21 protein-coding genes and 1 riboswitch are annotated in these 24,707 nt (G+C 65.2%); of the genes, 7 read left to right on the forward strand and 14 right to left on the reverse strand.

All coding sequences use genetic code 11. The annotated features are described in order from the left end of the window. Nucleotides 1–123: 123 nt before the first annotated feature. The 3 genes from G3574_RS19445 to G3574_RS19455 all read left to right on the forward strand — a co-directional run bounded on the left by G3574_RS19445 (nucleotide 124) and on the right by G3574_RS19455 (nucleotide 2,158). A complete protein-coding gene (locus G3574_RS19445) occupies nucleotides 124–1,194 on the forward strand; it encodes an MBL fold metallo-hydrolase (RefSeq protein ID WP_163966947.1) in 1,071 nt (356 codons plus the stop codon). A 7-nt stretch (nucleotides 1,195–1,201) separates the two neighbouring features. Continuing rightward, entirely contained in the window at nucleotides 1,202–1,522 is a 321-nt protein-coding gene (locus G3574_RS19450; RefSeq protein WP_163966950.1) for an antibiotic biosynthesis monooxygenase family protein, read from the forward strand. A gap of 231 nt (nucleotides 1,523–1,753) precedes the next feature. Further along, a complete protein-coding gene (locus G3574_RS19455) occupies nucleotides 1,754–2,158 on the forward strand; it encodes a hypothetical protein (RefSeq protein WP_163966952.1) in 405 nt (134 codons plus the stop codon). A gap of 50 nt (nucleotides 2,159–2,208) precedes the next feature. Here G3574_RS19455 and G3574_RS19460 read toward each other — a convergent pair whose 3' ends face one another. The 6 genes from G3574_RS19460 to G3574_RS19485 form a co-directional block, all read right to left on the reverse strand. After that, a complete protein-coding gene (locus tag G3574_RS19460) occupies nucleotides 2,209–3,057 on the reverse strand; it encodes a helical backbone metal receptor (protein ID WP_163966956.1) in 849 nt (282 codons plus the stop codon). Continuing rightward, nucleotides 3,054–3,851 carry an SDR family oxidoreductase gene (locus G3574_RS19465; RefSeq protein WP_163966958.1) on the reverse strand — a complete coding sequence of 266 codons (798 nt, stop codon included), beginning with the start codon at nucleotides 3,849–3,851 and terminating at the stop codon, nucleotides 3,054–3,056. The genes G3574_RS19460 and G3574_RS19465 overlap by 4 nt, the downstream gene beginning before the upstream one ends. A 123-nt stretch (nucleotides 3,852–3,974) precedes the next feature. After that, the gene (locus G3574_RS19470; protein WP_163966961.1) at nucleotides 3,975–4,670 is read right to left on the reverse strand and encodes a thiol:disulfide interchange protein DsbA/DsbL; all 696 of its coding nucleotides are present in this window, start codon (nucleotides 4,668–4,670) and stop codon (nucleotides 3,975–3,977) included. Between the two features lie 14 nt (nucleotides 4,671–4,684). Beyond that, nucleotides 4,685–5,356 carry an SPOR domain-containing protein gene (locus G3574_RS19475; RefSeq protein ID WP_163966964.1) on the reverse strand — a complete coding sequence of 224 codons (672 nt, stop codon included), beginning with the start codon at nucleotides 5,354–5,356 and terminating at the stop codon, nucleotides 4,685–4,687. Nucleotides 5,357–5,362: 6 nt separating this feature from the next. After that, the gene (gene argS / locus G3574_RS19480; protein WP_163966968.1) at nucleotides 5,363–7,090 is read right to left on the reverse strand and encodes an arginine--tRNA ligase; all 1,728 of its coding nucleotides are present in this window, start codon (nucleotides 7,088–7,090) and stop codon (nucleotides 5,363–5,365) included. 114 nt (nucleotides 7,091–7,204) lie between these two features. Then, nucleotides 7,205–7,606 carry a gamma-glutamylcyclotransferase family protein gene (locus tag G3574_RS19485; protein WP_163966970.1) on the reverse strand — a complete coding sequence of 134 codons (402 nt, stop codon included), beginning with the start codon at nucleotides 7,604–7,606 and terminating at the stop codon, nucleotides 7,205–7,207. Between the two features lie 240 nt (nucleotides 7,607–7,846). On the opposite strand from G3574_RS19485, the gene G3574_RS19490 reads away from it, so the two are divergent. Then, nucleotides 7,847–9,496, forward strand: coding sequence for a sensor histidine kinase (locus G3574_RS19490; protein WP_163966973.1), 1,650 nt, complete (start codon nucleotides 7,847–7,849; stop codon nucleotides 9,494–9,496). A 1-nt stretch (nucleotide 9,497) separates the two neighbouring features. Here the strand turns inward: G3574_RS19490 and G3574_RS19495 are convergent, their stop codons facing one another. Both G3574_RS19495 and G3574_RS19500 read right to left on the reverse strand, forming a co-directional pair. Beyond that, complete coding sequence (locus tag G3574_RS19495; RefSeq protein WP_163966976.1) at nucleotides 9,498–10,757, reverse strand: GGDEF domain-containing protein; 1,260 nt, start codon at nucleotides 10,755–10,757, stop codon at nucleotides 9,498–9,500. A gap of 130 nt (nucleotides 10,758–10,887) precedes the next feature. Continuing rightward, on the reverse strand, nucleotides 10,888–13,119 hold the full coding sequence (locus tag G3574_RS19500; protein ID WP_163966980.1) for a S8 family peptidase: 2,232 nt from the start codon (nucleotides 13,117–13,119) through the stop codon (nucleotides 10,888–10,890). 288 nt (nucleotides 13,120–13,407) lie between these two features. On the opposite strand from G3574_RS19500, the gene G3574_RS19505 reads away from it, so the two are divergent. Beyond that, entirely contained in the window at nucleotides 13,408–16,086 is a 2,679-nt protein-coding gene (locus G3574_RS19505; RefSeq protein WP_163966982.1) for a bifunctional acetate--CoA ligase family protein/GNAT family N-acetyltransferase, read from the forward strand. 43 nt (nucleotides 16,087–16,129) lie between these two features. Here G3574_RS19505 and G3574_RS19510 read toward each other — a convergent pair whose 3' ends face one another. The 3 genes from G3574_RS19510 to G3574_RS19520 all read right to left on the reverse strand — a co-directional run bounded on the left by G3574_RS19510 (nucleotide 16,130) and on the right by G3574_RS19520 (nucleotide 18,232). Then, nucleotides 16,130–16,774 (reverse strand): MBL fold metallo-hydrolase, encoded by a 645-nt coding sequence (locus tag G3574_RS19510; RefSeq protein ID WP_163966984.1) that lies wholly within the window; start codon nucleotides 16,772–16,774, stop codon nucleotides 16,130–16,132. Nucleotides 16,775–16,897: 123 nt separating this feature from the next. Continuing rightward, entirely contained in the window at nucleotides 16,898–17,233 is a 336-nt protein-coding gene (locus G3574_RS19515) for a hypothetical protein (protein WP_163966986.1), read from the reverse strand. A 53-nt stretch (nucleotides 17,234–17,286) separates the two neighbouring features. Further along, nucleotides 17,287–17,378: riboswitch (cyclic di-GMP riboswitch) on the reverse strand. 101 nt (nucleotides 17,379–17,479) lie between these two features. Continuing rightward, a complete protein-coding gene (locus G3574_RS19520) occupies nucleotides 17,480–18,232 on the reverse strand; it encodes a metallophosphoesterase family protein (RefSeq protein ID WP_328804820.1) in 753 nt (250 codons plus the stop codon). 152 nt (nucleotides 18,233–18,384) lie between these two features. Here G3574_RS19520 and G3574_RS19525 point away from each other — a divergent pair, with 152 nt between their 5' ends. Then, nucleotides 18,385–19,212 carry a nucleotidyltransferase domain-containing protein gene (locus G3574_RS19525; protein WP_163966990.1) on the forward strand — a complete coding sequence of 276 codons (828 nt, stop codon included), beginning with the start codon at nucleotides 18,385–18,387 and terminating at the stop codon, nucleotides 19,210–19,212. A 24-nt stretch (nucleotides 19,213–19,236) separates the two neighbouring features. Here the strand turns inward: G3574_RS19525 and G3574_RS19530 are convergent, their stop codons facing one another. Together G3574_RS19530 and G3574_RS19535 are read right to left on the reverse strand one after the other, a co-directional pair. Next, nucleotides 19,237–20,178, reverse strand: a complete 942-nt coding sequence (locus G3574_RS19530; protein WP_163966992.1) for an MYG1 family protein — start codon at nucleotides 20,176–20,178, stop codon at nucleotides 19,237–19,239. A 79-nt stretch (nucleotides 20,179–20,257) separates the two neighbouring features. Beyond that, on the reverse strand, nucleotides 20,258–20,671 hold the full coding sequence (locus G3574_RS19535) for a hypothetical protein (protein ID WP_163966993.1): 414 nt from the start codon (nucleotides 20,669–20,671) through the stop codon (nucleotides 20,258–20,260). 280 nt (nucleotides 20,672–20,951) lie between these two features. On the opposite strand from G3574_RS19535, the gene G3574_RS19540 reads away from it, so the two are divergent. Beyond that, on the forward strand, nucleotides 20,952–23,795 hold the full coding sequence (locus G3574_RS19540) for an adenosylcobalamin-dependent ribonucleoside-diphosphate reductase (protein ID WP_163966996.1): 2,844 nt from the start codon (nucleotides 20,952–20,954) through the stop codon (nucleotides 23,793–23,795). Nucleotides 23,796–23,804: 9 nt separating this feature from the next. Here the strand turns inward: G3574_RS19540 and G3574_RS19545 are convergent, their stop codons facing one another. Further along, nucleotides 23,805–24,638: an aldo/keto reductase gene (locus G3574_RS19545; protein ID WP_163966998.1), complete on the reverse strand. Its 834-nt coding sequence runs from the start codon at nucleotides 24,636–24,638 to the stop codon at nucleotides 23,805–23,807. Between the last annotated feature and the right edge of the window lie 69 nt (nucleotides 24,639–24,707).

Genomic DNA, 24,707 nt, shown 5'->3' on the forward strand with positions numbered 1-24,707 from the left:
CGGCGTTTGTGATTAGAATGGCTAACTGTAATTCCAGTTTACGTTAACGTAAAGTACCCGCCGCATTCCGGCCGCGCCGGCGCAACATTCCGCAGTTACCAGAAGGCATTTTCTACCGTCACCATGAACCCGCTCGAATCCCAACTGAACTACGCCTTCGGCGACTACCTCCCTCCACTCGGCCAGGTCCACGAGGTGGCTCCCGGCGTGAAGTGGCTGCGCATGGGGCTGCCCTTCGCCCTCGACCACATCAATCTCTGGCTGCTGGAAGACGAGCAGGATGGCCGCGGCGGCTGGACCATCGTGGATTGCGGCATCGCGTCCGACGCCACCCGCGCCGCCTGGGAACAGATCTTCGAACAGGCCCTGGAAGGCAAGCCGGTGCTGCGGGTGATGGTCACGCACTGCCATCCCGACCATGTCGGGCTCGCCGACTGGCTGTGCGCGCGCTGGAACGCGCCGCTCTGGATGACGACCGGCGAATACGGCTTCGCGCGCATGATGTCGGCCGCGCTGCCCGGCGTGGATGGCACCGCGTCCCTGCCGCATTTCCAGCGTCATGGCATGGTCGATGCCGACATGCTGGAGCAGCTGCGCAGCCGCAAGAGTTATTACTCCACGCTGGTGCCGGCGGTGCCGGCGTGTTACCGCCGCATGCAGGATGGCCAGCGGATCCGGGTAGGACGGCATGCGTGGCAGGTGATCACCGGCTTCGGCCACGCGCCGGAACATGCGGCGCTGTATTGCGACGACCTCCGGCTGCTGATTTCGGGAGACATGGTGCTGCCGCGGATTTCCACCAACGTATCGGTGTTCGCGGTCGAACCCGAAGCCAATCCGGTCCAGCTCTACCTCGATTCCCTTCAGAAATTCGTGCCGCTTCCCGCCGACACGCTGGTGCTTCCTTCGCACGGCAAGCCATTCCGCGGACTGCAGGTAAGGATCGTCCAGCTGACGGAACACCATCGAGAGCGCCTCGCCGAGGTGGTCGCGGCGTGCAGCGAACCGCAATCCGCGACGGATATCGTTCCCGTCATGTTTCGCCGCAAGCTCGACGCGCACCAGCTGACCTTCGCGCTCGGCGAAGCGCTGGCCCACCTGCACAAGCTCTGGTTCGACGGCGTGCTTGACCGCAGCGTCGGCGAGGACGGCATCATCCGCTTTCGCACCCGCCCCCTCTCCTCTCCCGCCTGATCCTGCCATGATCGCCTCCACGCCGCGCCCACCCTACTACGCCGTGATCTTCACTTCCCTGCGCACCGATGTCGACGCGGGGTATGGCGAGATGGCGGAGCGCATGATCGCGCTTGCACGCGAACAAGCGGGCTTCCTCGGCGTGGAATCCGCCCGCGACGGCCTGGGCATCACCGTTTCCTACTGGTCGTCGCTGGAAGCCATCCGCGCCTGGAAAGCCCATGCCGAGCATCTCGTCGCGCAGGAGCGTGGCCGCGCCGAATGGTACACGGCGTTCAAGACGCGCATCGCCCTGGTCGAACGCGACTACGGCTTCGGCGAACTCTAATTGCCATCGCATCCGTCTTGCGTATGCAGTTTTCTGTGCTATTCCTGATACATTGAACAGTTAGCTCTTGAGTGTCACTCAGCGTTGGCTCGTCATCCGACGGCCCATGCCTTGTCCGAAACTATAAAGCTCAGATAAGGTTAGTTAAATTTGCTTGACAGTTTAGGTCACGATCGGTTGTCATTCCTATATGACTGACTGTTAAAGCACGACATGGAATAGTTCCCGCTCATGAGTCCAACTATTGAACGAGAAAGCTTCAGCGAACGCCTGCAGCAATCACTGCGAAACGCCGACTATTCTCCCGAGAGTCCGACGCAGCTCGCCCGCGAGTTCAACATCCGCTTCGATGGACGCCCCATTACGGTGCATGCCGCCCGCAAGTGGCTCGTCGGCGAAGCCATCCCCACCCAGGAAAAATTGCGTACGCTGGCCCATTGGCTTGGCGTTCCCGCTGAATGGCTGCGCTTTGGCGGCGCGGATTCCGTCAATGGCGACAGCGCGGCCGGCCCGGCACGCTTCGAGTCCGCCGACGTCAAGCTGGTCGCCGACCTCCAGCGGCTCGACGAGCACCACCAGGCGATCGCCCGTGAATTCATCCGCATGCTGGTGAGGCTGAACCGCCAGAAGGAATAGGACCGACCTGCGCTGATTCCCGTCTCTCATGGCCGGGAATCGGTGACGACTCAATCCTGCCCGAGGTGCGGGTCCCGGTAAGCGATGCTTCCTCCCATCTTCCCCGCCTCCATCAACACCATCATCTCTCTCAGATAACGCAGCCCGCGAATCGCCCGGCTTCCGTACCACGACATCATTTCTCCATCCACCAGGTCAACCGGTTTTCCAATCTGCCGCTCCAGCGCATCGGCATGCTCTTCGGTGAAACGGTAAGGCTCGGTGGAGAGCAGCACCCGGTCGATTTCCGAGACGAGCCGGTCCGACCACTCGAAGCGCGGATAACGTGCGTCGGAAGTTGGCGTCCAGGCCCGCCATCCCGCCAGGGCCATCATGTTGGCGATATACGTGTCGTGCGACACGGTCATCCAGGGGTCTTTCCAGATGCAGTACAACATGGTGCCGGGCGCGCCTTTCGAAATTGCTTCCAGCGCCGCGTATTCGCGCTCGAAGGCCTCGCACAGGATCTCGGCCTGTTCCTCCGCGCCGAACACCCCTCCCAGCAAACGGTAGAGCGCCAGGTTGTCGCGCGGACCGAGCGGATGCGTCACCACCACATGCGGAATGAAGGCGGCCAGGGCGTCGACGTCGGGCTTGTTGTTCTCGTCGATGTTCACGACAAGGTGGGTCGGCGCCAGGCGGCGGATCTTCTCGATGTTGACATCCTTCGTCCCGCCCACCTTGGGGATGGACGCCACCGCTTCCGCCGGATGAATGCAGAAGCCGGTGCGGCCGACGAGGCGGGCCGCCAGCCCGAGGTCGCACAGCAATTCGGTGATCGAAGGCACGAGGCAGACGATGCGCGCTTCCTCCTGCACGACCGGAACGTGCTCGGTACCGATGGCATCGACCAGCCTCATGATCCGCGCGCCTTGTGCGGCGCCCTGGCAAAGGCAAAGTCGTACAGCCAGTTGGGAAGCAGGCGCAGCAGGCGAGCGACCACACCCATCTGCCAGGGAATGAAGCGCATGCTGGCGCCGCCGGTGATGACATCGACCGCGCGCCGTGCGAAGCGGTCCACCGGCATCAGGAAGGGCATGGGATAGCGGTTCGACCGGGTCATGGGAGTGTCGATGTAACCCGGCGCGATGGTGACGACCCGAATGCCGCTGCCGCGCATTTCCACGCGCAAGGATTCGCAATAGCTGATGACGGCCGCCTTGGAGGCGCTATAGGCTTCCGAGCCCGGCAAGCCGCGCATGCCGGCCACGCTCGCGATGCCGACCAGCCGGCAATCGGGATTACCCGCCGCGGCCTGTTCCTTCATGCGGGCGACGAAGGGCTGGAAGGTGGCTGCCGTGGCAATCAGGTTGGTTGCCACCACCCGCTCAAACACGGGCAGATCTTCCGCATGCTCGGTGAGCGTCCCGCGGGACACGCCGGCATTGGCGATCACGACGTCGACGCCGCCGTTCCGTTCCATGAAGTCCCGGGCCGCGGCGGCCAGCGCGCCGTGATCCGTCACATCCACGGCATAGATGCAGTGCCGCTCGGGATGAGGCAGGCCGGCCGCAAGCCGGGCCAGCATGTCGCCGCGACGCGCCACGAGACCCAGGACGGCACCCTGCTCCGCGTAGCGTCTGGCCAGCGCTTCGCCGATGCCGCTGGATGCGCCGGTAATGAACACCCGCTTGAAGGAAGGACTCTCGGTCATGGCATGCCTCGTTGAATGGCGTGAAGCATAACATCGCTTCCGGAACGAGGCGCATGGACAAACAGCCCGTCCTCTTGCGAGAGACGGGCTGTCATGATGGTCTGGCTGGCGATGCGGCGGGATTTACTTGCCCTTGGCCGGCGCGGCCTCACCCTTCATTTCCTTGGCGGCCTTGGCGACGAGCCAGTCCATCACCTGGAAGGTTCCCTGTGCGAGCGCGGATTCCGGCACGTTGCCCATGCTGGCGGAAACAATGGACGGCGAGGTCATGTAGCGTCCTTCGACGGCCAGCAGGGGAACGCCATCGATGTTGTAGGCATTCTGCAGCTGCTTGGCGCGCTGCGCCTTGGTCTGGACGGTGAATGAATTGTAGGTCTCGAGGAATTTCTGCTTGTCCACGCCCTGTTTGGTCAGGAAGTCGACGATCTGCGACTCGCTGTCCAGCGGCTGGCGCTGGGCATGAATCGTGTTGAAGATCTTGCGATGCAGTTCTTCGCCCTTGCCCATCGCTTCCAGCGCATAGAACATCTTTTGCTGGGGCACCATGGAATCGCGGAAGGCGACCGGCACGCGGCGGAAGTTGATCTTGTCGCCCTGCTTCTTGACCCAGGCTTCGAGTTCGGGATCGAGCGCGAAGCAGTGCGGGCAGGAATACCAGAAGAATTCCGTGACTTCGACCTTCTTGCCGGAATCGGTCTGTTGCGGCTTGTCGAGGGTACGGTAATCGACGCCGTTCTGAGGATTGGCGGGTGCTGCGCCTGCGACCAGGGCAACGAAACCGAGGCTGAGTGCAGCCAGGACATGTTTCAGAAAACGCATGGGGTTCCTTTGTTTCATTTTGCGACGCGCACCACTGCCGCGTCGATGCTGTTGTCGGACAATTTGCCGCGTACCTTGTTCATGGCATCCATCTGGCCGAACGGGCCGACGCGTACCCTGTAGAGCAGGCCGCTATCGGACTGACGCTCGGAAACCTTGGCTTCCACGCCGATCAGAGCCAGCTTGGCGCGCATGCCCTCGGCATCGCCCTGATCGCGGAAGGCGCCGGCCTGCAGATAGTAATTCCATTTTTCGTCGTCTGCTTTGGCCGGATCCTTTTGCGCTTCCTTGGTATCGCCGATCTTCACCTCGGCGGCCTTGGGTTCGGCCTTCTTCAGCTTGTCGGCGCTGCCGGGTTCGGCGGTGGCCGGGATGCGCGCCTCTTCCTTGGGATCGGCCTTCTTCTCCGGCTGGGGCGCAGCGGTATTGACCGGCGGTTCGGCTTCCTTGCCCCGGCCGAGATCCTTGGCGGCATCCTTCGCCGCGGCCTTGTTGCCGTACAAGGGCTTGTTCGGATCGCTGATCTGGTTCGGGGTGGGATCGAGCCTGGTCTGCTTGCCCGACTTGTCGGTGAAAGGCATGGGCGTCTTGGTGATCATCATGGCAACCGCCAGCGCGATGCCCAGACCAATGACCAGACCGATGATGATGCCGATGACTGTACCGCCTTGCTGCCTTGTCTTCATGTTTTCCTACATACGAACGGGCGCGGAAACGCCGATCAGCGCCAAACCATTGCGCAATACCTGGCGCGTTGCCGACATCAACGCCAGCCGCGCCATTTTCGTGGACGCATCGTCGACCAGCACCCGCTCGGCGTTGTAATAGCTGTGCAGTTCGCCGGCCAGATCGCGCAGGTAGAACGCTACCTGATGCGGGCCGAGTTCGTCGAGCGCTTTCTGCAACATTTCCGGATACTCCGCCAGGCGCGCGAGCAGCGCCGCCTCGCGCGGCGAAGTCAGGGGCGACAGGTCGACATCCTTGAGCGTTGTTTCGACGCCACCCCATTGCGCGAACACCGAGCAGATGCGCGCATGGGCGTACTGCACGTAGTAGACCGGGTTTTCGTCCGACTGCGACAAGGCCAGGTCGACGTCGAAGGTGAATTCGGTGTCGGCCTTCCGCGAAATGAGGAAGAAGCGCACCGCGTCGCGGCCGCGCGTCAGGTCGCGCTGGCCATTCTCGTCGACGGCGTCGCCGGCGGACCATTCGATCAGGTCGCGCACCGTGACGTAGGAGCCGGCGCGCTTGGAGATCTTCACTTCCTCGCCATTGCGCATGACGGTGACCATCTTGTGCAGCACGTAGTCGGGATAGCCCTGGGGAATGCCGAGGCCGACCGCCTGCAGGCCGGCGCGCACCCGCGCGATGGTGCCGTGGTGGTCGCTGCCCTGCACGTTGATGACCTTGCCGAAGCCGCGCTGCCACTTGGTGATGTGATAGGCGACGTCAGGCACGAAGTAGGTGTAGGTGCCGTCGGACTTGCGCATCACGCGGTCCTTGTCGTCGCCGTATTCGGTGGTGCGCAGCCAGAGCGCGCCATCCTGCTCGTAGGTCTTGCCGGCCTTGACCAGGGCCTCGACCGCGGCATCGACCTTGCCGTCGGTGTAGAGCGAGGATTCGAGATAGTAGTTGTCGAAGCGGACGCCGAAGGCTTGCAGGTCGAGATCCTGCTCATGGCGCAGGTAGGTCACGGCGAAGCGGCGGATGGAATCGAGATCGTTGGCGTCGCCGCTGGCGCTGACCGGCGAGCCGTCGCTCGCGGACACGGTCTTTCCCGCGAGGAAATCGGCGGCGATGTCGGCGATGTAGTCGCCGTTGTAGGCGGCTTCGGGCCATTCGGCATCGCCCGGCTTGAAGCCGCGGGCGCGCGCCTGCACCGATAGCGCGAGGTTGCCGATCTGGACGCCGGCATCGTTGTAGTAGAACTCGCGGGTGACGTCGTAGCCCTGCGCCTGCAGCAGCGAAGACAGGGCATCGCCGAGCGCGCCCTGCCGGCCGTGGCCAACGTGCAGCGGCCCGGTCGGGTTGGCCGACACGAATTCCACCATCACCTTCCTGCCCTTGCCGACCTCGCCTCGGCCGAAGGCGTCGCCCTGTTCGGCGATCGCATGCACGACCGCCTGCTTGGCGGCGGCGGTGACGCGCAGGTTGATGAAGCCCGGTCCGGCGATCTCCGCCGTCTCGATCAGCTGGCCCTTGTTGGCGAGCAGCGCGGCGACGAGCTGCTGCGCGAGTTCGCGCGGATTCTTCTTGAGCGGCTTGGCCAGCTGCATGGCGATGTTGCAGGCGATGTCGCCGTGCGAGGGATCGCGCGGGCGTTCCAGGACGACCTGCGGCTGCAGTCCGGTGTCGGCCACGATGGGCGCGAGGGCCGCCTGGAACAGGTCGGCGATCTGTTGTTTTTGTGTTGCGAGCATGGATTGACGAAGCGGCAACCGGAAGGCTGCCCTTGCTTGAATGTGATGCCGCATTATACCGGCTCGACCGGCCGGATACGTTTTTCACCGGCATCCCGCGGCGGGCCGGCGGCGTCAGCTTCCCAGCTTGTCGACGCAGTAGGTGCCGAGGAAGCGCGCCATCTCGAAGCGCTCGGGCACCCACGGATCCGCGCTCAGCCTGTCCGGCATCAGGTACAGGTAGGTCTGGGCCTCGACGGGACGGCCGCCGGCCGCAACCTGCACCGCCACCCGCCGGTATTCCACGCCCTCGAAGGCATCGAGGGCCGCCACATCGGCATCGGACACGCCGCGGTAAAGCATTCCGGCCACTTCGCTGCCGGGCGAGGCGATCATGCCGGGGTAGGTCTCGCCCAGGATGGCATGGCGGACATGGCCGGACAGCACTGCCGGTTCGGCCTCGTAACTGCCGCGCACCACCCGTTCCCAGACGGGCGAAAACATCAGTGATCCGTAGGTGAAGACATGCATGCTCATGGGTTCTCCAGGCGGGAGAAGGCAATTCCCCGCCGTGCAAGGGTTGAAGGATGGCGGCAGGCGCGCCTGGCGGCGCGAAAACGGGCCAGTACGCCAGCCAATGTAGCGCGCCGGGGCATCGTTGGCTTAACGCCACGGCCTCAATGCTGCGACGCAACAGACTTGATATTAATCAAAGATTTACAACTCTGCATGACGGTAGTATGGTTTTCTTGACCATAGGTTTGCGTGAAAAAGTCCATGTCCTTGCCTGCCAGCCAAAGACGCTTTTCCGCTTCACTCGCCGCCATGCTGATCCTCGGCGCAGGACTGGCATTGAGCAGCGTCGCCGCGCTGCGCCTGCATGCCGCGGAGCAGGACAGGGCAGACCTGGACTTCCGTCAGGAGACGGAAAAATACGCACAGGCGCTCGCGGAAAACGTCAGGGACGTGGAAGTGGCCCTCACCACCCTTGGCCGTTTCCTCGGCATCGCCCCCGGCATGGACGCCAGGGCGTTCAACTCCCTGGCCCGTCCCATGCTCGCCGAACTGCCCGGAACGGAAATGATGACCTATGCGGCACCGGGATCTGCCGGAGGCAGCCGTACGCTGTCCACCGAAGACGTACCGCCAGCGGTGCAACCCTTGCTGCAGGAGACGGCGCAGCGGGCGATGCTGCGCGGACAACCGGCCACCGCATACATGCGCGCCGGCGCCGAAGGCGAAGCAGGCGCCGGAGTGATGATCATTGCCGCGCCCCTGCCGCAGGGTCCGCCGGGCGGCTACACCGCTGCCACGCTGCGCATCGATGCGCTGGCGCGGCGGACCATCAGGAGTTCCCGCCTGGGCGATGCCGCCAAGGTCGCGATCATCGACGTCCGGCCCGGACAGCCGGAAACCCTGCTGTTTGCCAGCGACAAGCCTGCAGGCACCGGCGGCGACGGCAAGGACGGCATTCTCGCAAGAGGCAAGGGTGTCGTTTCCTGGCCGGTCGCGATGGCCGACGGCATCTGGCGCGTCGACATGGCGAAGACGGCGTCCGGCACGCCCTTCCTGACCGCCTTCCTGGTTCTCGTTGCCGGCTCCTCGCTCTCCGTGTTGTGCGCGGTCTACGTGTTGCGGCTGGGAGACTGGAGCCGGTCGCTGGCGCGGGCGAACCTGATGCTGGAAAGCGACGTGCAGGCGCGCGTGCTTTCCGAAGCCGCGCTCAAGCAATCGCAGCGCGAACTGCGTGACCTGGCCAACTACCAGGAGCGTGTCAAGGAAGACGAACGCAAGCGCATCGCACGCGAAATCCACGACGATCTCGGCCAGAACCTGATGGTGCTGCGCCTAGACGTGTCGGGCCTGCTGCAGCCCGGCGCGGAAGATCCCCAGGTCAACGAACGCCTGCACCTCGTGCTGAAGCAGATCGACATCACCATCCGCTCGGTGCGGAGCATCATCAACAACCTGCGCCCCAGCGTGCTGGATCTCGGCCTGCTGGCCGCGATCGAATGGCAGGTCAAGGAGATGAATGCCCGGCATGGCGTGCAGTTCATGCTTCAGGCGGAACGGGAGGACATCGGCGACATGCTCAACGATGAACAGGCGACCTCGACCTTCCGCATCGTGCAGGAGGCCATGTCGAACGTGGTGAGGCATGCGAACGCGCGCCATGCCTGGATCAGGCTGAGCGCCGGCGGCGGCGGGCTGCGGATCGTGATCGAGGACGATGGCACCGGCCGCTACCCGGGGGACCAGCGAAAACCGCGTTCCTTCGGCCTCATCGGCATCAAGGAGCGGGTGGCGGCGATGGGCGGCGACGTCGAGATCAGCGGCATGCACGGCCAGGGCACCATCCTGATCCTAACCTTGCCGCGCGCGGAAAACCTGGAACGCAAGCCGTCGTCGCCGGCGCTCAATACCTGAATCAGGCAGCGACGATGCCGTTGACCCGGTTGCGGCCCTCGGCCTTGGCGCGGTAGAGCGCGCCGTCTGCGGCGGCCAGCAGGTCGGCCTCGCGCATGCCGGCGGTGGGCACCATCGCGGCCACGCCGAAACTGGCCGTGACCACGGCGGCGACCGGCGAATGGGCATGCGGGATCTGCAGCTGCAGCACCGCGATGCGCATCCTCTCGGCGATCTTCCCGGCTTCCTCCAGCGCGGTTTCCGGCAGCAGCACGACGAATTCCTCGCCGCCGAAGCGGGCCACCAGGTCCGAGGAACGGCGCGGCACCGACGACAGCGCCTCGGCCACCTTGCGCAGGCAGGTGTCGCCGGCAGGATGCCCGTAGTTGTCGTTGAACGGCTTGAAGCAATCCACGTCGACGATCACCAGCGCCAGGGGAGCGAGGTCGCGGCGCGCACGGCCCCATTCCAGGGCGAAGCGGCGGTCGAACTCGCGCCGGTTGTAGAGCTGGGTCAGGGTATCCTGCACCGACAGGCGTTCGAGCTTGGCGACCGCCTCGCTGAGCTGGGCATTGCGCTCTTCCTCGCGGCAATGCGCGAGATAGGCCCGCCGGCGGTCCTGGTCCATGCGCACGCAGGCGAACAGGCTGATCGATACCGCCGCGAAGAAAAACATCCAGTTGCTCAGGGCAATCGGCGCGCTCATGCCGCGCATGGCGTGCAGGGAAAAAGCGTACAGCACGCCGAGGATCACCGACGTGGCAACCGCGCTGCGCAGGCGCTGATTGAGGATGATGTTGCCGAACAGGACGACGAGCGTGATGCCGGTCTGGTAGTGCACCGCGTTCGGATGACTGCTCAGGGCGGCAATGACGGGCAGGCTGGCGCCTGTGATGATGGTACAGAGTGCAAGCGCCAGTTCGCGCGCCCCGGCCGACTTGAAGTGGCGGTAAAAGACCGTGCTGACGAGCATCACGGGAACGACGATGATGAAGCGGATTGCCCATGCCATCAGGTAAACGTCGGGCACCATCACCTGGTCGCTCAGCGCGAAGGCGCCGTAGATGATGATCGCGGCGATGCCTGTCCGTTCGATCCGGCGCCTGCGCAGGCGCTCCACTTCGCGCTGGAAGTCGTCCTCCATGGGCGTGGAAAATTTTCCGGACTGCCGCCAGAACTGTTTCTCCTGGCTGGCACCGGAAGGCGGCGCGGAAAGCGTGACGGATTCGTTCAACATGACGGAAATGACTTGCTGATTGGCAACCAGCTTATCCCTTGCCATGGTCAGTGTCCAGCACTGCGCGCGGTGCGGGCACCCGGCTTCCGCGGCGGGAACGAAAAACCACAAGGCGCCGGCCATGGACGTGCGCGGGGACATGCCGATGCGGCGACGCACCACCGCGCCGGGCGGCTCAGAACGGCGCCAGGTAGCGCAAGGCGAGCAGCTTTTCCGCGGCGGCATCCGCCAGGTGGTTGGGTTCGTGGCGAAGCATCAGCGTCATGCCGACCGATGCGGCGGCCCGCAGCGGAACGAGGTAATTCAATTCGCCGCGCAGCTCGCGGCCGGACGGCACCATCGAGAAGCGCATCTTTTCCCGCGTCGGCGATCCCTGGTCGTCGAGCCCGGTGTAGGCGTCCATCGTCATCATGCCGGCGTAGGTGCGCATCGGCTGGGAAACCGAAAGGCTCAGGCGGTCATGCGGACGGAAGCGTCCGGCGGCGATCAGCGCGAGGGAAAAGGCATTCGTCCGGGTCGTGCCGACGCCGGTGATCAGGCCGGCATCGCTGGCAACACCGGGCGTGGCGGCATACGACGCCTGCCCTGCCAGCGCGATTCCGCTCGCGATGCGCACCGCGCCGGAAAGCTGCAGGGCCTGGGTGTACGCGCTGTTGGCAAGGACCAGCGGCCCGCTTGCATAGGATCCGAGGTAACCGCTCGCCTCCTGGATGCGCGCGAACGACAGCGCCAGCGCCGCATGGCCATCGTCGCGCGACAATTCGACCAGGGACGAACGCGCCCGCAATTGCCGTCCCGTGCCGGGCGGCATCCAGATGTCCGGCGCGTCAAGCGTCCGGTCGGCGCCGGTCGACAGGACGCCGAACTTGATGCCGAAGTCGTCGGCCCGGCGCGCAAAACCGGCATGCGCGGCGCCCGGCACGAGCGCGAAATACGGATGCGCCAGCGCGGTCACGCTGCCCAGCGCCAGCCCCTGCTGCGGCAGCAGTCCGCCCGCGCCGAAATAGTTTCCGGCGGTGCTGCCCATGCCGAACGCGAACGACCTGTCCGGTCGCTGTGCCACGTATGACAAGGCCGCGATGCCGCCGCGTCCTTCCTCGTGGCCGAAGAGGCTGCCCGCCCTGGCAGGCGCACGCGCGTAGGCGACAGCCAGCTCGCCCCCGCCCGGCAGGACATGTTCGGCGACGTCGATGCGGCGGTCCATGCCGCCGAACACCTGCTCGAGCGACAGGCCGGCCGGCGGCAGCACCGAGCGGCCCAGGTCGACCTGGTAGTCGCGCTGGAAGCCGTCCAGGCCGACCACCCGCAGCTGGCCGGTGGTGGCGAGGCCCAGCAACCTGGTCGTTGCCGACGACACCTGGGTGGTGCCGGACAACACGCTGATGGTGCGGCCGTTGAGCGTGGTCGTGGTGAGCGTGCCGATCGGCTGCAGGGCTTTCTCGATGTTGAGCAGGCCACGGCCATAGATCGGATCGATGCCGGGGACGCCGAGGTCGGTCGCGGTCACGAACAGGATGTTGGCGATCTGGGCCGCGCTCAAGGCCGGCCATTGCTGCTTGAGCAGCGCCGCCGCGCCGGACACCACCGGGGCCGCCATGGACGTGCCGCTCATTGTGGCGTATTGCCCATTCATCCAGGTGGAGAGCACATTCACGCCGGGCGCAACCAGGAACCAGCCGGCAGTGTCGCCGGCGCGGTTGGAAAAGGAGGCGATGCGGTTCGACGCATCCACGGCGCCGACGGCAATGATCTGGTTGCCGGCCCAGGACTCGCGGGCGAAGCGGGCGGGCCAGCCGGGATTGGCCGCGCCCGAATTCCCCGCCGCGGCAACGATCAGCATGCCGGCCTGGGCCGCTTCCTTCATGGCCGCCGGCGAATAGGCGTTTTCCGCTCCCAGGCTAACGTTGACGATAGGCGCCTTGCCGATGGCGAAGCGCAGGCCGCGGTCCAGCGCCTGCGACGATCCGCGTCCGTCGTCGCCCAGCACCTTGACCGGCAGGATGCTGGCGCCAAAGGCCACGCCCATGGTGCCCATGCCGTTGTGCTGCGCGGCCACGATGCCGGCGACATGCGTGCCATGCCCGACATGGTCGGTCACGTCGCTGCCGCCATCGAGAGCATTGAAGCCGGGCAGGATCTTTCCGGGATCCGAGAATTCCCGATGCGCGGGCGTGATGCCGGCATCCAGCACGCCAACCGTCACGCCGGCGCCGGACAGCTTGTGCGCGTAGGCGTATCCGGCGTTGATCTTACCGAGCACCGCGGCGGAATTCAGGTAATCGATGTCCGTTACCCCGCCCGCGAGAACCTGGGTGACCGTGGTCTGCGCCTGCGCGCCCGGCAGCACATGCGCGCCGGCGAATGCCAGGACCAGCATGGTGCGACGGGAAATGGCAGGTGGAAGCATGAGTGGTGCGGCGAAAGAAGGATGAACGTGAAGCCGGTACGCCATGCCCTATTGCATGACGTTTCCATTTTGCATTCCATGCTTCCCCGTGGAAATGCATTCGCGCTTTCCTCGGCGTTTTCAGTCGCCGCTGCACAACACCATGACGATTCTTCAATGCAAGCGTGGCAACCTTCCTTGTGCTTTCGCTATCCAAGTGACGCGCTTGCGGCGAAATTTGATTTAACGCACGGAAATTCGCGGCGGGCTTGCATACCATCCGGCTGCTTCCCCATCCTGATTGCCATCATGCAAAAGCACTACCTTCATCCTCTCTTCATGCCCAGCCAGATCGCGGTGTTCGCCGGCAATCCGGACCAGCCGGAAGAACAGTCGCACCTCGCGCGCCTGGTTTGCGAGCAGCTCAGGCAAGGCAAGTTCGGCGGGCACATCGCCTACCTCGACATCGGCATGCGCGGCACCTTGAGCGACCTCGCGCACTCGCGCGTGGACCTGGCGATCATCGCGCTGAAAAACGATGAACTGGTGCCCGCGCTGGAAATCGCTGGCCGCATGCAAAGCAAGGCGGCGCTGATCGTGTCGAGCGGCGTGGATGGCAATCTTGCCAAGGAGCTGCATACGATCGCGCGCCGGCATGGCATGTATCTGCTCGGTCCGAACAGCATGGGTTTCCAGCGGCCGCGCCAGCTGCTCAATGCCGGCGCCCTCGGGCCGCTCGCGCAGGCGGGCTCGCTGGCGCTGGTGTCGCAATCCGGCGCGCTGACCACCTCCATCCTCGACTGGGCCGGCAAGAATGGCGTCGGCTTTTCCAGCGTGATCTCGCTCGGGCCGAATACGGCGGTCGACATCGCGCAGGCGCTCGACTTCCTCGCCGACGACCGCCAGACGCAAAGCATCGTGGTCTACCTCGAAGGCATCCGCAACGCGCGCCGCTTCATGAGTTCCTTGCGCGCCGCCGCCAATGCCAAGCCGGTGATCATCCTCAAGGCGGGGCGCAAGCCCGCCGGCTCGACCGCGGCGCTGACCCACTCCGGCGCCATCGTCGGCAGCGACGACGTGTTCGACGCCGCCTTGCAGCGGGCCGGCGCGGTGCGGGTACGATCCTTCGTCCAGCTGTTCTCGGCCGCGAAATGCCTGTCGGCGCGTTACCTGCCGGTCGGGAAACGCCTCGCCGTGGTGACCAACGGCGGCGGGCCCGGCGTGCTGGCCGCGGACTGGGCCAACGAGCTGGGACTCACCCTGGCGATCCTGCCGAAGGAAGCCGCCGAGCAACTCAAGCCGAGCCTGGCGCCGCTGGCGAACATCGACGGCCTGATCGACCTGTCGGAAGATGCGGACGCGGCGCAGTACCGCGCCGCCATCGAGGCCTGCGTTGCCAGCCGGGTGGTCGACGGCGTGCTGGTGATCCTCTCGCCCAAGCCCGGGCTCGACAGCGAAGCGATCGCCCGCACGCTGGCCGAACTGCAGCCCGCGATGAGCAAGCCCCTGATCACCTGCTGGATGGGCGACGAACGGGTGGTGGAGGGCCGCCGCATCCTCAATACCGCGTCGATTCCCTCCTTCCGCACGCCGGAAGCCGCGGTCGATGCCTTCAACAACATCTCTTCCTTCCACCAGAACCAGCAATTGCTGCACCAGACGCCGCCGCCGCTCTCGCCGCTGGCCAAGCCCGACCTGGAAGGCGCGCGCATCCTGGTCGAGAGCGTGCTGGCGGAACGGCGCAAGGTGCTGACCGAGATGGAGTCGAAGGCCCTGCTGTCGTCCTTCCACATCCCGGTCACGAAGACCATCCTGGCACGTTCGCCGAACGAGGCGATCCTGGTGGCCAACCAGCTTGGCTATCCGGTGGCGCTGAAGATCGATTCGCCGGACATCACGCACAAGAGCGACGTGCAGGGCGTGGCGCTGAACCTGCAGAACGCCTCGGCGGTGCGCGATACCTGGCAGGACATGATGGCGACCGTCAAGCGGCTGCGTCCGGATGCGCGCATCAACGGCGTGACGATCCAGAACATGTCCGGCAAGCCCCAGGGCCGCGAGCTCTACATCGGCGTCTCGACCGACGAGCCTTTCGGTCCGGTGATTTCCTTCGGCGCGGGCGGCACCATGATCGAGCTGATCGCCGACCGGGCGATCGAACTGCCGCCGCTGAACCAGTTCCTCGCGCAGCGCCTGATCGAGCGTGCGCGCGCCGCGGATACGCTCGGCGTCTGGCGCGGCGCGCCGCCGGCCAGGCGGGAAGCGCTGGAGCACGTCCTGCTGCGGGTATCGGAAATGGTGTGCGCCCTGCCCCACCTGCGCGAGATGGACATCAACCCGGTCATCGTCGATGGCAACGGCGCGCTGGTGGTGGATGCGCGTATCGTGATCGATCATCCGCCCGGCGGCGCGAGCGACTACAACCACCTCGCGATCCTGCCTTACCCCAGCGACGCGGAACAGGAATTCCCGCTGCGCGACAACGACTCCTACCTGATCCGTCCCATCCATCCGGACGACGCCAGCATGCTGCAGGACTTCGTGCGCAACATGTCGCCGGAGAGCCGGTATTTCCGTTTCGTCTCGACGATGCGGGAACTGTCGGAAAGGATGCTGTCCCGCTTCACGCTGATCGACTACGACCGCGAGATGGCGCTGGTGGCGGTGCACCGCCGGCGCGAACCGCAGGAAGACGGCGGCTTCGCGGAGAAGGAGCGGATCATCGGCGTGTCGCGCTATGTCACCAACCCCGACATGAGCACCTGCGAGTTCTCGCTCGCGGTCTCCGACGATTTCAAGGGCCAGGGCATCGGCTCGCGCATGATGATGTCCATCATGGACGTCGCGCGGACGAAAGGCCTGTCACAGATCGAGGGACTGGTCCTGTCGAACAACGTGACCATGCTCAAGCTGATGAAGGGCCTGGGATTCGACACCAAGCGCTACGACGAAGACCCCGACTTCCGCCTTTGCGTAAAGGTGCTTTAGCGTATTGCCCGCGCCGCGGGCGGCAAGGATGGGATGGCTGGCCTCAGCCGAAGCGCTTGTCCGCGACGAAAGGGTTGGTCTTTCTTTCGTCGCCGAACGTGGAGGTCGGGCCATGCCCGGGAACGAAGGCCACGTCGTCCCCGAGCGGCCACAGCTTGCCGCGGATGGCGTTGACCAGCGCGTCATGGTCGCCGCGGGGAAAATCCGTGCGGCCGATCGATCCCTGGAACAGCACGTCGCCGACGAGCGCCAGCCTCACGCCGCGATGGAAGAACACCACGTGTCCCGGCGTGTGGCCGGGGCAATGCAGCACCTCGAGTTCCTGCTTGCCGAAACCGACGATGTCGCCATCGTTCAGCCAGCGGTCGGGCACGAAGGGCTCGGCGGGCGGAAAGCCCATGCGCCGCGTGGCTTCCGGCAGTTGATCGATCCAGAACGCGTCGTCGGCATGCGGTCCTTCGATCGGCACGCTGAATTCCTTGCGCATGTCATCCGCGGCCGAGCAGTGATCGAGATGGCCATGCGTCAGGAAAACCTTCTCCAGGGTCACGCCAAGCTGCTGCAGGGCCGAGCGCAACCGCGGCAGGTCGCCGCCGGGATCCACAACGGCCGCGCGCATGGTGTCTTCGCACACCAGGATGCTGCAATTCTGCTGGTAGGGGGTAACGGGAACGATGGCGCACTTCATGTGACGATGCAGGGAAGAAAGCGGGAAAGCGTTCGAGCTTACCACATGGTCCGCCGCAAGCCGCGGAGCGGATTCATGCAGCGGAAGAGACGGCAAACGCCGGCTTCCGGCTTGCCCACTCCCTCATCGTTGCCCGAAATAACGGCCGCCCGACGCCTGGTGCTGGCGTTCCGCAATGGACCAGAGCTTCTGGCTGGCGCGGTTGCGGTCGTCGAAGGCACGCCGTCTTCGCTCGGTCAGTTCCGCCTCGGCATCCATGGTCTTGACGGCGCTCGACAGTTGTTCGCGAAAACGGGAGCGGAACGCTTCCGACTTGAAGCAATGGTTGGAATCCTTGCTGACGACCAGGGTCATGCCGTCCTCGGCGCTGACGAATCCGCACTCGGCCCAGGCGGAGGGCGGCAGGAAAAGAAAGATGAGAAAGACGAGAAGGGTACAGTGGGCGATGGTCTTGTTCATGGTCAGTCCTCGAAACGCAAGGCGAACCATCGCCGAAGCATGACTTTGCTTCAGAAGGCGGCCCCGCTGCCATGGAAATCCGAAGGATTCCTTTAGGCCGGAAGCTTTGCGTCCCAGACTTTCGACTGGTTTGCCCTGCTAGTTATATCGAACAATATAGCACCTTCCGGAAACTTTAGTTGACCGCCATCAATTCCATCATTTCCGGTCGAGCACGCGCCTCTGCCCGAACCCGCTACGTCAGAATTACACGGCCACTTCTTCGGTTTTTGGAATTTCTATAATCCGGAACGGCGGCCTGTCGGGGTAGGTCCTCTGCAGCAAGGGCTTGGCGACGTTGTAGACCGGAACGCCATTCACCGTCTTCCCTTCGGGGAAGCCACGGTGCGCATGGCCATGGAACACGGCATCGACGGGATACCGGATCAGCGGATCTTCCAGCCGGCTGCAGCCGAGGAAGGGAAAGATTTCCTGGGGTTCGCCGGCCACCGTCGCGGCGATCGGCGAGTAATGCATGATCACGATGCGCTTCGGCGTGCGCAGCTTGGCCAGCGCCGATTCGAGCTTCAGGGCTTCCTGGATCGACTCGTTGACGAAAGACTTGATGGCATGCTCGCCCCAGGGCCCGAGCGCGCCGCGGCCGAAGCCGCCGGCGAAGCCCTTCACGCCCGCGATTCCCACGCCGTGGATCTCGCAGGCCTCGCCATCCAGCACGCGCACGCCGGCCTCGCACAGGATGCGCGAGACTTCCTGCGGCTGCTCGGATTCGAAGTCATGGTTGCCGAGCACGGCAACGATGGGAATGCGGGCAGCGCTGAGTTCCTCGGCCAGGATTTCCGTCTCTTCAGACAGGCCGTAGTCGGTCAGGTCGCCGCACAGCAGCAAGGCATCGGCCGATTCCGCCGCCTGGGAAAAGAAGGACCTGAGGCTGCCCTTGGAGTCTTTCTTGCAATGAAGGTCGCCGACCGCAGCGAACCGTATCTTGTCGTTGGAAACCACTCTGTCCTCCTGGAATGCGTGTCTTCGGGTTGGTCGGACGCGCCGACCTGATGAAGATAATGACAATCGATCCGTGGCATAAGTTTTGCTGATTCCCTTCGTCATTCATCACGTCGCCCGACGATTCTTCCGGGCACTCTGGAGCCGACGACATGCTTGAGCCGATTGCAACAGCGTTGAATGTTGGAACCGCGGAGCGCGACCCCGCCGTGTTTTACCGCCACGTGCTGCACATCCTGAATGGTTCGCGCATCCCTTACCTGGTCGGGGGCGCCTGGGCATTCAACCAGCACACGACCATCAACCGTTCCACCAAGGACCTCGACCTGTTCATCCGCCGACGGGACTTCGATGCCATCGCCGACCTCATGCGCGAATCGGGCTATGACGCCGAGCTGACCTTTCCGCACTGGCTCGGAAAGATCCATTGCGGCGGCATCTACATCGACCTGATCTTCAGTTCCGGCAACGCGATCGCGGAAGTCGACGACGCATGGTTCGAGCACGCCCGGGAGGCGGAAGTGCTTGGCATGCCGGTGCGGATTTCGCCGGTCGAGGAAATGATCTGGTCCAAGGCATTCATCATGGAACGGGAACGCTACGACGGTGCCGACGTGCTGCACCTGCTGCGCGAATGCGGTCCGCGGCTCGACTGGGGGCGGCTGTTCCGGCGCTTCGAATCGCACTGGCGGGTATTGCTTTCGCACCTGGTGCTGTTTGGGTTCGCCTATCCGGGCGACCGCCATATCGTGCCGGTGGCGGTCATGGATGAACTCGTCGAGCGGCTGCGCAAGGAAACCCACAGCGACGCGCCCGCGCAGGGCGTCTGCCTCGGCACCCTGCTCTCGCGCGAACAGTTCCTGAGCGACGTGGAAAGGCAGGGCCTGCGCGATGGCCGGGTGAAGCCGCTGGGGAACATGACGCCGGAAGACACGCAGTCATGGACCGAGGCCATCAAGGACGACCACGAGCCGCAGTAATCACGAGCAGCCAGTCGCCGGGCGCTAGTCGAGCGCCTGGCGCGCCATCCTCAGCGCGCCCTCGAAGGAGACGGCCGCGGCGATGAACAGGTTGTTGTGGCAGAACACCGCGTCCTCCACGCCGGTGACCGCCGCGAGGTCCGCGCCCTGCAGGCCGGCCCAGGAAGCGGGCAGGTCCTTGCGCGCCTCGAAGCTTTCCGACGACTTGGGGATGGTGTGCAGCAGGTGGCGCTGCTCGGCGGGACTGTAGCTGAGCACAAACACCACCTTCGGCATCTCGTTGCGCACCACGGCCGCCCACGGCAGGGCCGCGTTCTTCAGGAACAGCAGGCGGCCCTTTTCCAGCCGCTCGGAGGCGCGTACTTCGTCGAGGGCCAGCATGCTGCCGACACGGTAACGCACCTGGTTGACCAGCACGTCGGCGATGACGTCCATCGCGCGGCGGAAGCGCTGCATGCGCATGGCTTCCATGGCCTCGGCGCCGGCGTCCGGCGCCAGTCCCTTTTCGTCCAGCCAGGTCGGGTTGAAGCCGGAGATCACCGCCGACAGGCCGTAGCCGCCGGGCGCGTTGCGGGCCGCGCCGGTGTCGGCCATGTCGAGGTACTGGACCAGGTCGTTGTCGATGGCATAGGCCATCTCCTGGGCTTCCTTGTCGCCGAGCGCGTGGCCGCACAGCGTGCGCGCGATGTGCCGCACGCAGCGTGCGCCATGCTCGCGCCAGACCAGCCCGGCGCTGGCATAGACCACGCCGGACGGCCGCGCGCCGGAAAAGCCTTTCTGATGGTGGTCGAAGCGTCCGCTTGCCGGGTCCCAGATGCCGCCCACGTCCACCGCGAAATCGGCCTGGCGGATGCGTTCCGGGTCGCGTGTGCGCACCAGCTCGCAACCGGGATGAAGAAGGTCGAGCACGACGACGGCCCAGACGTCGTCGGCGTGGAATTTTCCGGAATGCGTGGCAATGATCATGCGGCGTGGATGGCGGAACGATGAAGTAGATGGCAGCGCCGCATTATTCCACACGTTCCGCCGATGCTGCGAAGAGCGCTCAGACCGATGGCGGCACCGCGCGGTTGATGGACTTCCTCAGCGCTTCCTTTTCCTCGCCGTCCGGTTGCAGCATGGCATCGCCCATGGCCTCCGCCGGATTGGCGCCGACGCCGGAAGCATTGATCTCCGGCGGCATCTGTCCGACGCGGCGCGCATCGTCGGACTGCATGTCGGTGCTGACCTCCTCGGCAACCCGGAAGCGTCCTTCGTCGCCGTCCGACAGGTTGTAGTCGGACTGGGTGCCCTGGTCCTGCCTGGCGGCATCCTGGAGGCCGCTCGCATCTTCCGAACCGGAATCCGCCGAGGTGACCGGCGAGCTGGGATCCTCGGTGCCGTCCCAGCCTTCCGAACCCGCGCCGTAGCTTGACGTTTTCTGCGGCTTGCCGGGATGTGACTGCTGCGGTGTTGCCATGGTCGATCTCCTTGTGTAAAGCCGCGGAGCCATTCTCCGCCATGCGATGTCTCATTCCATTGAGAGCGCGGGACGGCCGACAAGTTGCGCGCGGCGGCAGGAACGCGCCGGCACGCCGGGAATGAATGGCCTGCCGGCAATGCTTGACCTGGGTTAAGGAAAACCGGCCTCGCCGCTGGCTAGAATGAGCTCCGACCTTCGCCGCCGGATGCCGTTCCCCTGCATCCTGGCTTTCCCAGTTTCCTTGTCCCTGATTTCGCCTTTTTCCGCCGGGTGCCTTATGCATAAACTTGACAGTGCCGCGACCACGCTCTCCGAACCGCAAGACATTTCGACCGAGGTCCTGATCGAAAAATACGCCAAGGGCGGCGAAACGTCCGCGGCGCAGGTCTTCGCGCGGGTCGCCCAGGCGCTGGCGGAAGTCGAGCCGGCAAAGTCGCGCAAGAAGCACCAGGAAGAATTCCTGTGGGCCATGGAACATGGCTTCATCCCGGCGGGACGGGTGGCCAGCGCGGCCGGCACGGGCTTGCAGACCACGCTCATCAATTGCTTCGTGCAGCCGGTCGGGGATTCCATCACCGAGAACGTTGACGGCAAGCCCGGCATCTATACCGCGCTGGCGCAGGCCGCCGAAACCATGCGGCGCGGCGGCGGCGTCGGCTACAATTTTTCCGCCATCCGTCCCAAGGGCGCGCGCGTGAAGGGCACCGGCAGCAGCGCCTCGGGCCCGATCTCCTACATGAAGGTGTTCGACCGCTCCTGCGAAACCGTGGAATCCGCCGGCGCGCGGCGGGGCGCGCAGATGGCGGTGCTCAACGTCGATCATCCCGACATCTTCGACTTCATCACCATCAAGCAGGAGCGCGGCCAGCTCAACAACTTCAATGTCTCGGTCGGCGTGACCGACGACTTCATGCGCGCGGTGGAAGCGGACGCGGAATTCGAACTGGCCCACGTCAGCGAGCCCAATGCCACGCTGAGGGCCGCCGGTGCCTACCAGCGCGGCGACGGCAAGTGGGTCTACCGCAAGGTCAAGGCGCGCGAGGTCTGGGACCTCGTCATGAAAAGCACCTACAACGCGGCCGAGCCGGGCGTGCTCTACCTGGACCGCATCAACAGCGAGAACAACCTCGCCTATTGCGAAGTGATCGATGCCACCAACCCGTGCGGCGAACAGCCCCTGCCGGACTACGGCTGCTGCTGCCTCGGCAGCATCAACCTCGGCGCCTGCGTGGAAGCGCCCTTCAGCGCCGAGGCGCGCTTCGACTTCGCGCTGCTGGCGCGGGTCACGCGCATTGCCGTGCGCATGCTCGACAACGTGCTCACCGCAACCCGATGGCCGCTCCCGGAGCAGGCCCGCGAGGCGGAGGCCAAGCGGCGGCTCGGCCTGGGCTTCACCGGACTGGGCGATGCGCTCATCATGCTCGGCGTGCGCTACAACGCCGCCGACGGCCGCGCGCTGGCCACCGAGATTTCACGCACCATGCGCGACGCGGCTTATGAAAGCTCCGTCGCCCTGGCGCGCGAACGCGGCGCCTTCCCGCTGTTCGACGCCGGCAAATATCTCGTTTCCGGATTCGCCTCGCGCCTGCCGCAAGCCCTGCGCGAACAGATCCGCGAGCACGGCATCCGCAATTCCCACCTGACCTCGATCGCCCCGACCGGCACGATCTCCCTGGCCTTTGCCGACAATGCCTCGAACGGCATCGAGCCGGCCTTCTCCTGGTTCTACAACCGCACCAAGCGCATGCCCGACGGCAGCAAGAAGGACTACACCGTCGAAGACCACGCCTACCGCGTCTACCGGGCGCTCGGCCACGACACGCAGAAGCTGCCGGAAGCCTTCGTATCGGCGCTGGAAATCTCCGCGACCGATCACATGCTGATGGTGGCGGCGGTCGCCCCCTTCATCGACGCCGCGATCTCCAAGACGGTGAACGTGCCGGAAAACTATCCCTACGCGGATTTCCAGGACCTGTACATGCAAGCCTGGCGCCAGGGATTGAAGGGCATCACCACCTACCGTCCCAACAGCGTGCTCGGCGCGGTGCTGTCGATTCCCGCGGCCGACAGCGCGCCGACTCCCATGACCCTGCCGGAACAGGACAAGCGGCTGGTGCTCAAGGAGATCGCGACCGCGCCGGTGCTGGCGTCGCTGCGCTGGCCCTCGCGGCCCAAGCTGCCCGCCGGCGCGTCGGCCTGGATCAGCGAAATGATCGAAACCCCGCAGGGCGATTTCGCGGTGGCGGTCAGCGACCAGGGCGGCGTGCCCTTCGAAGTCTGGGTTCTCGGCGGACAGCCGCCGCGCGGCCTCGATGCGATCGCCAAGACCCTGTCGACCGACATGCGCGCGAACGACCGCGGCTGGCTGCGCAAGCGCCTCGCGATGCTGGGCAATGCCTACGGCGACCCGGTAGAGATGCCGATGCCGCCGCATGGCCGGCCGGTGCCGGTGCCGAGCGCGACCGCGGCGTTCGCCAAGCTCGTCGAGTGGCGCTACCGCCAGCTTGGGGCTCTCGAGCCGCATGAGGGCGACAAGTCGCCGGTGCTGGACGCGCTGTTCGCGCCGCACGAACCCAAGACCGGCTCGGACGGCACGCTGGCCTGGGTGGCGGACGTGTTCAACCCCTCCACCGATGACGACTTCGTGCTGATGCTCAAGGAACTGCAGATGCCCGATGGCACCCGCCGGCCCTACAGCATGTGGTTGACCGGCGGCCATCCGCACACGCTTGACGGCCTGTGCAAGCTGCTGAGCCACGACATGCGCGTGGTCGATCCGGCCTGGATCGGCATGAAGCTGCGCAAGCTGCTGAACTACGCCGAGCCGCGCGGCGACTTCCTGGCGCGCGTGCCGGGCAGCGAGAAGCAGGCAAGCTATCCGTCGACCGTCGCCTACATCGCGCGGCTGGTGATCCACCGTTATGCCATGCTGGGCATCATGACCGAGGAAGGCATGGCGATCAAGGCGATGGGCGTGGTGATGGATGAGCCGGCGCGGCCGGCGAAGGGCGCGCCGAGCATGCACGGCAAGTTGTGCCGGGAGTGCGGCAATGCCAGCGTGATCAGGAAGGACGGCTGCGACTTCTGCACCTCGTGCGGCGCGATCGGGATGTGCGGCTGAGTCTGTCCTTCAGATCATTTCCAGGGGCTGCCTGCGCGTCGGCGCAGGCCAGGCGCGGTCGAGTTCGGCGAAGTCTTCCGCGGACAATTGCAGGGAAAGCGCGCCGTGGTTCTCGCGCACGTGCTCCGCGCTGCCCGCCTTCGGGATCGCGATCACGCCGCCCTGCCGCCATGTCCAGGCCAGCGCGACCTGCGCCGGGGTTGCCCCATGCCGTTCCGCGACCTTGCGCAGCGCCGGCTGGCGCAGCAGGCGTCCCTGCTCGATGGGTGAATAGGCCATCACCGGGATGCCCCTGTCCCGGCACCAGGGCAGCAGGTCGAACTCGATGCCGCGCCGGGTGAGGTTGTACAGCACCTGGTTGGTGGAAACCTCTCCGCCTGCCTCGAGCGACACGAGTTCCGCCATGTCGCCGGGATCGAAATTGCTGACGCCCCAGTGCCGGATCTTGCCGTCGCGCTGCAGTTGCGCGAAGGCCTCAAGCGTTTCCTCCAGCGGATAGTTGCCGCGCCAATGCAGGAGGTATAGGTCGAGCCGGTCGGTGCGGAGGCGGCGCAGGCTGTCTTCGCACGCCTTCACCGTGCCGCGTCGGGACGCATTCGACGGCAAGACCTTGCTGACCAGAAAAGCCTCGTCGCGCCTGCCGGCAAGGGCTTCACCCACCAGGTTTTCGCTGTTGCCGTCGCCGTACATCTCGGCGGTGTCGAGGAGCGTCATGCCGAGGTCCATCCCGGCTTGCAGCGCGGCGATTTCCTGTGCGCGCCGGTCTCGCCGGTCGCCAATGTTCCAGGTGCCCTGGCCGAGTGCCGGCACCGTTTCTCCGGAAGGTAATGTCACGGTCTGCATGCTTGCTCCTCATTCCTCGTGTCAATGCGGCTGTCGCCGTGCGGTTCAACGATTGTAGATACGGCCATC

The sequence above is a fragment of the Noviherbaspirillum galbum genome, assembly GCF_010974945.1.
Taxonomy (GTDB): domain Bacteria; phylum Pseudomonadota; class Gammaproteobacteria; order Burkholderiales; family Burkholderiaceae_D; genus Noviherbaspirillum; species Noviherbaspirillum galbum.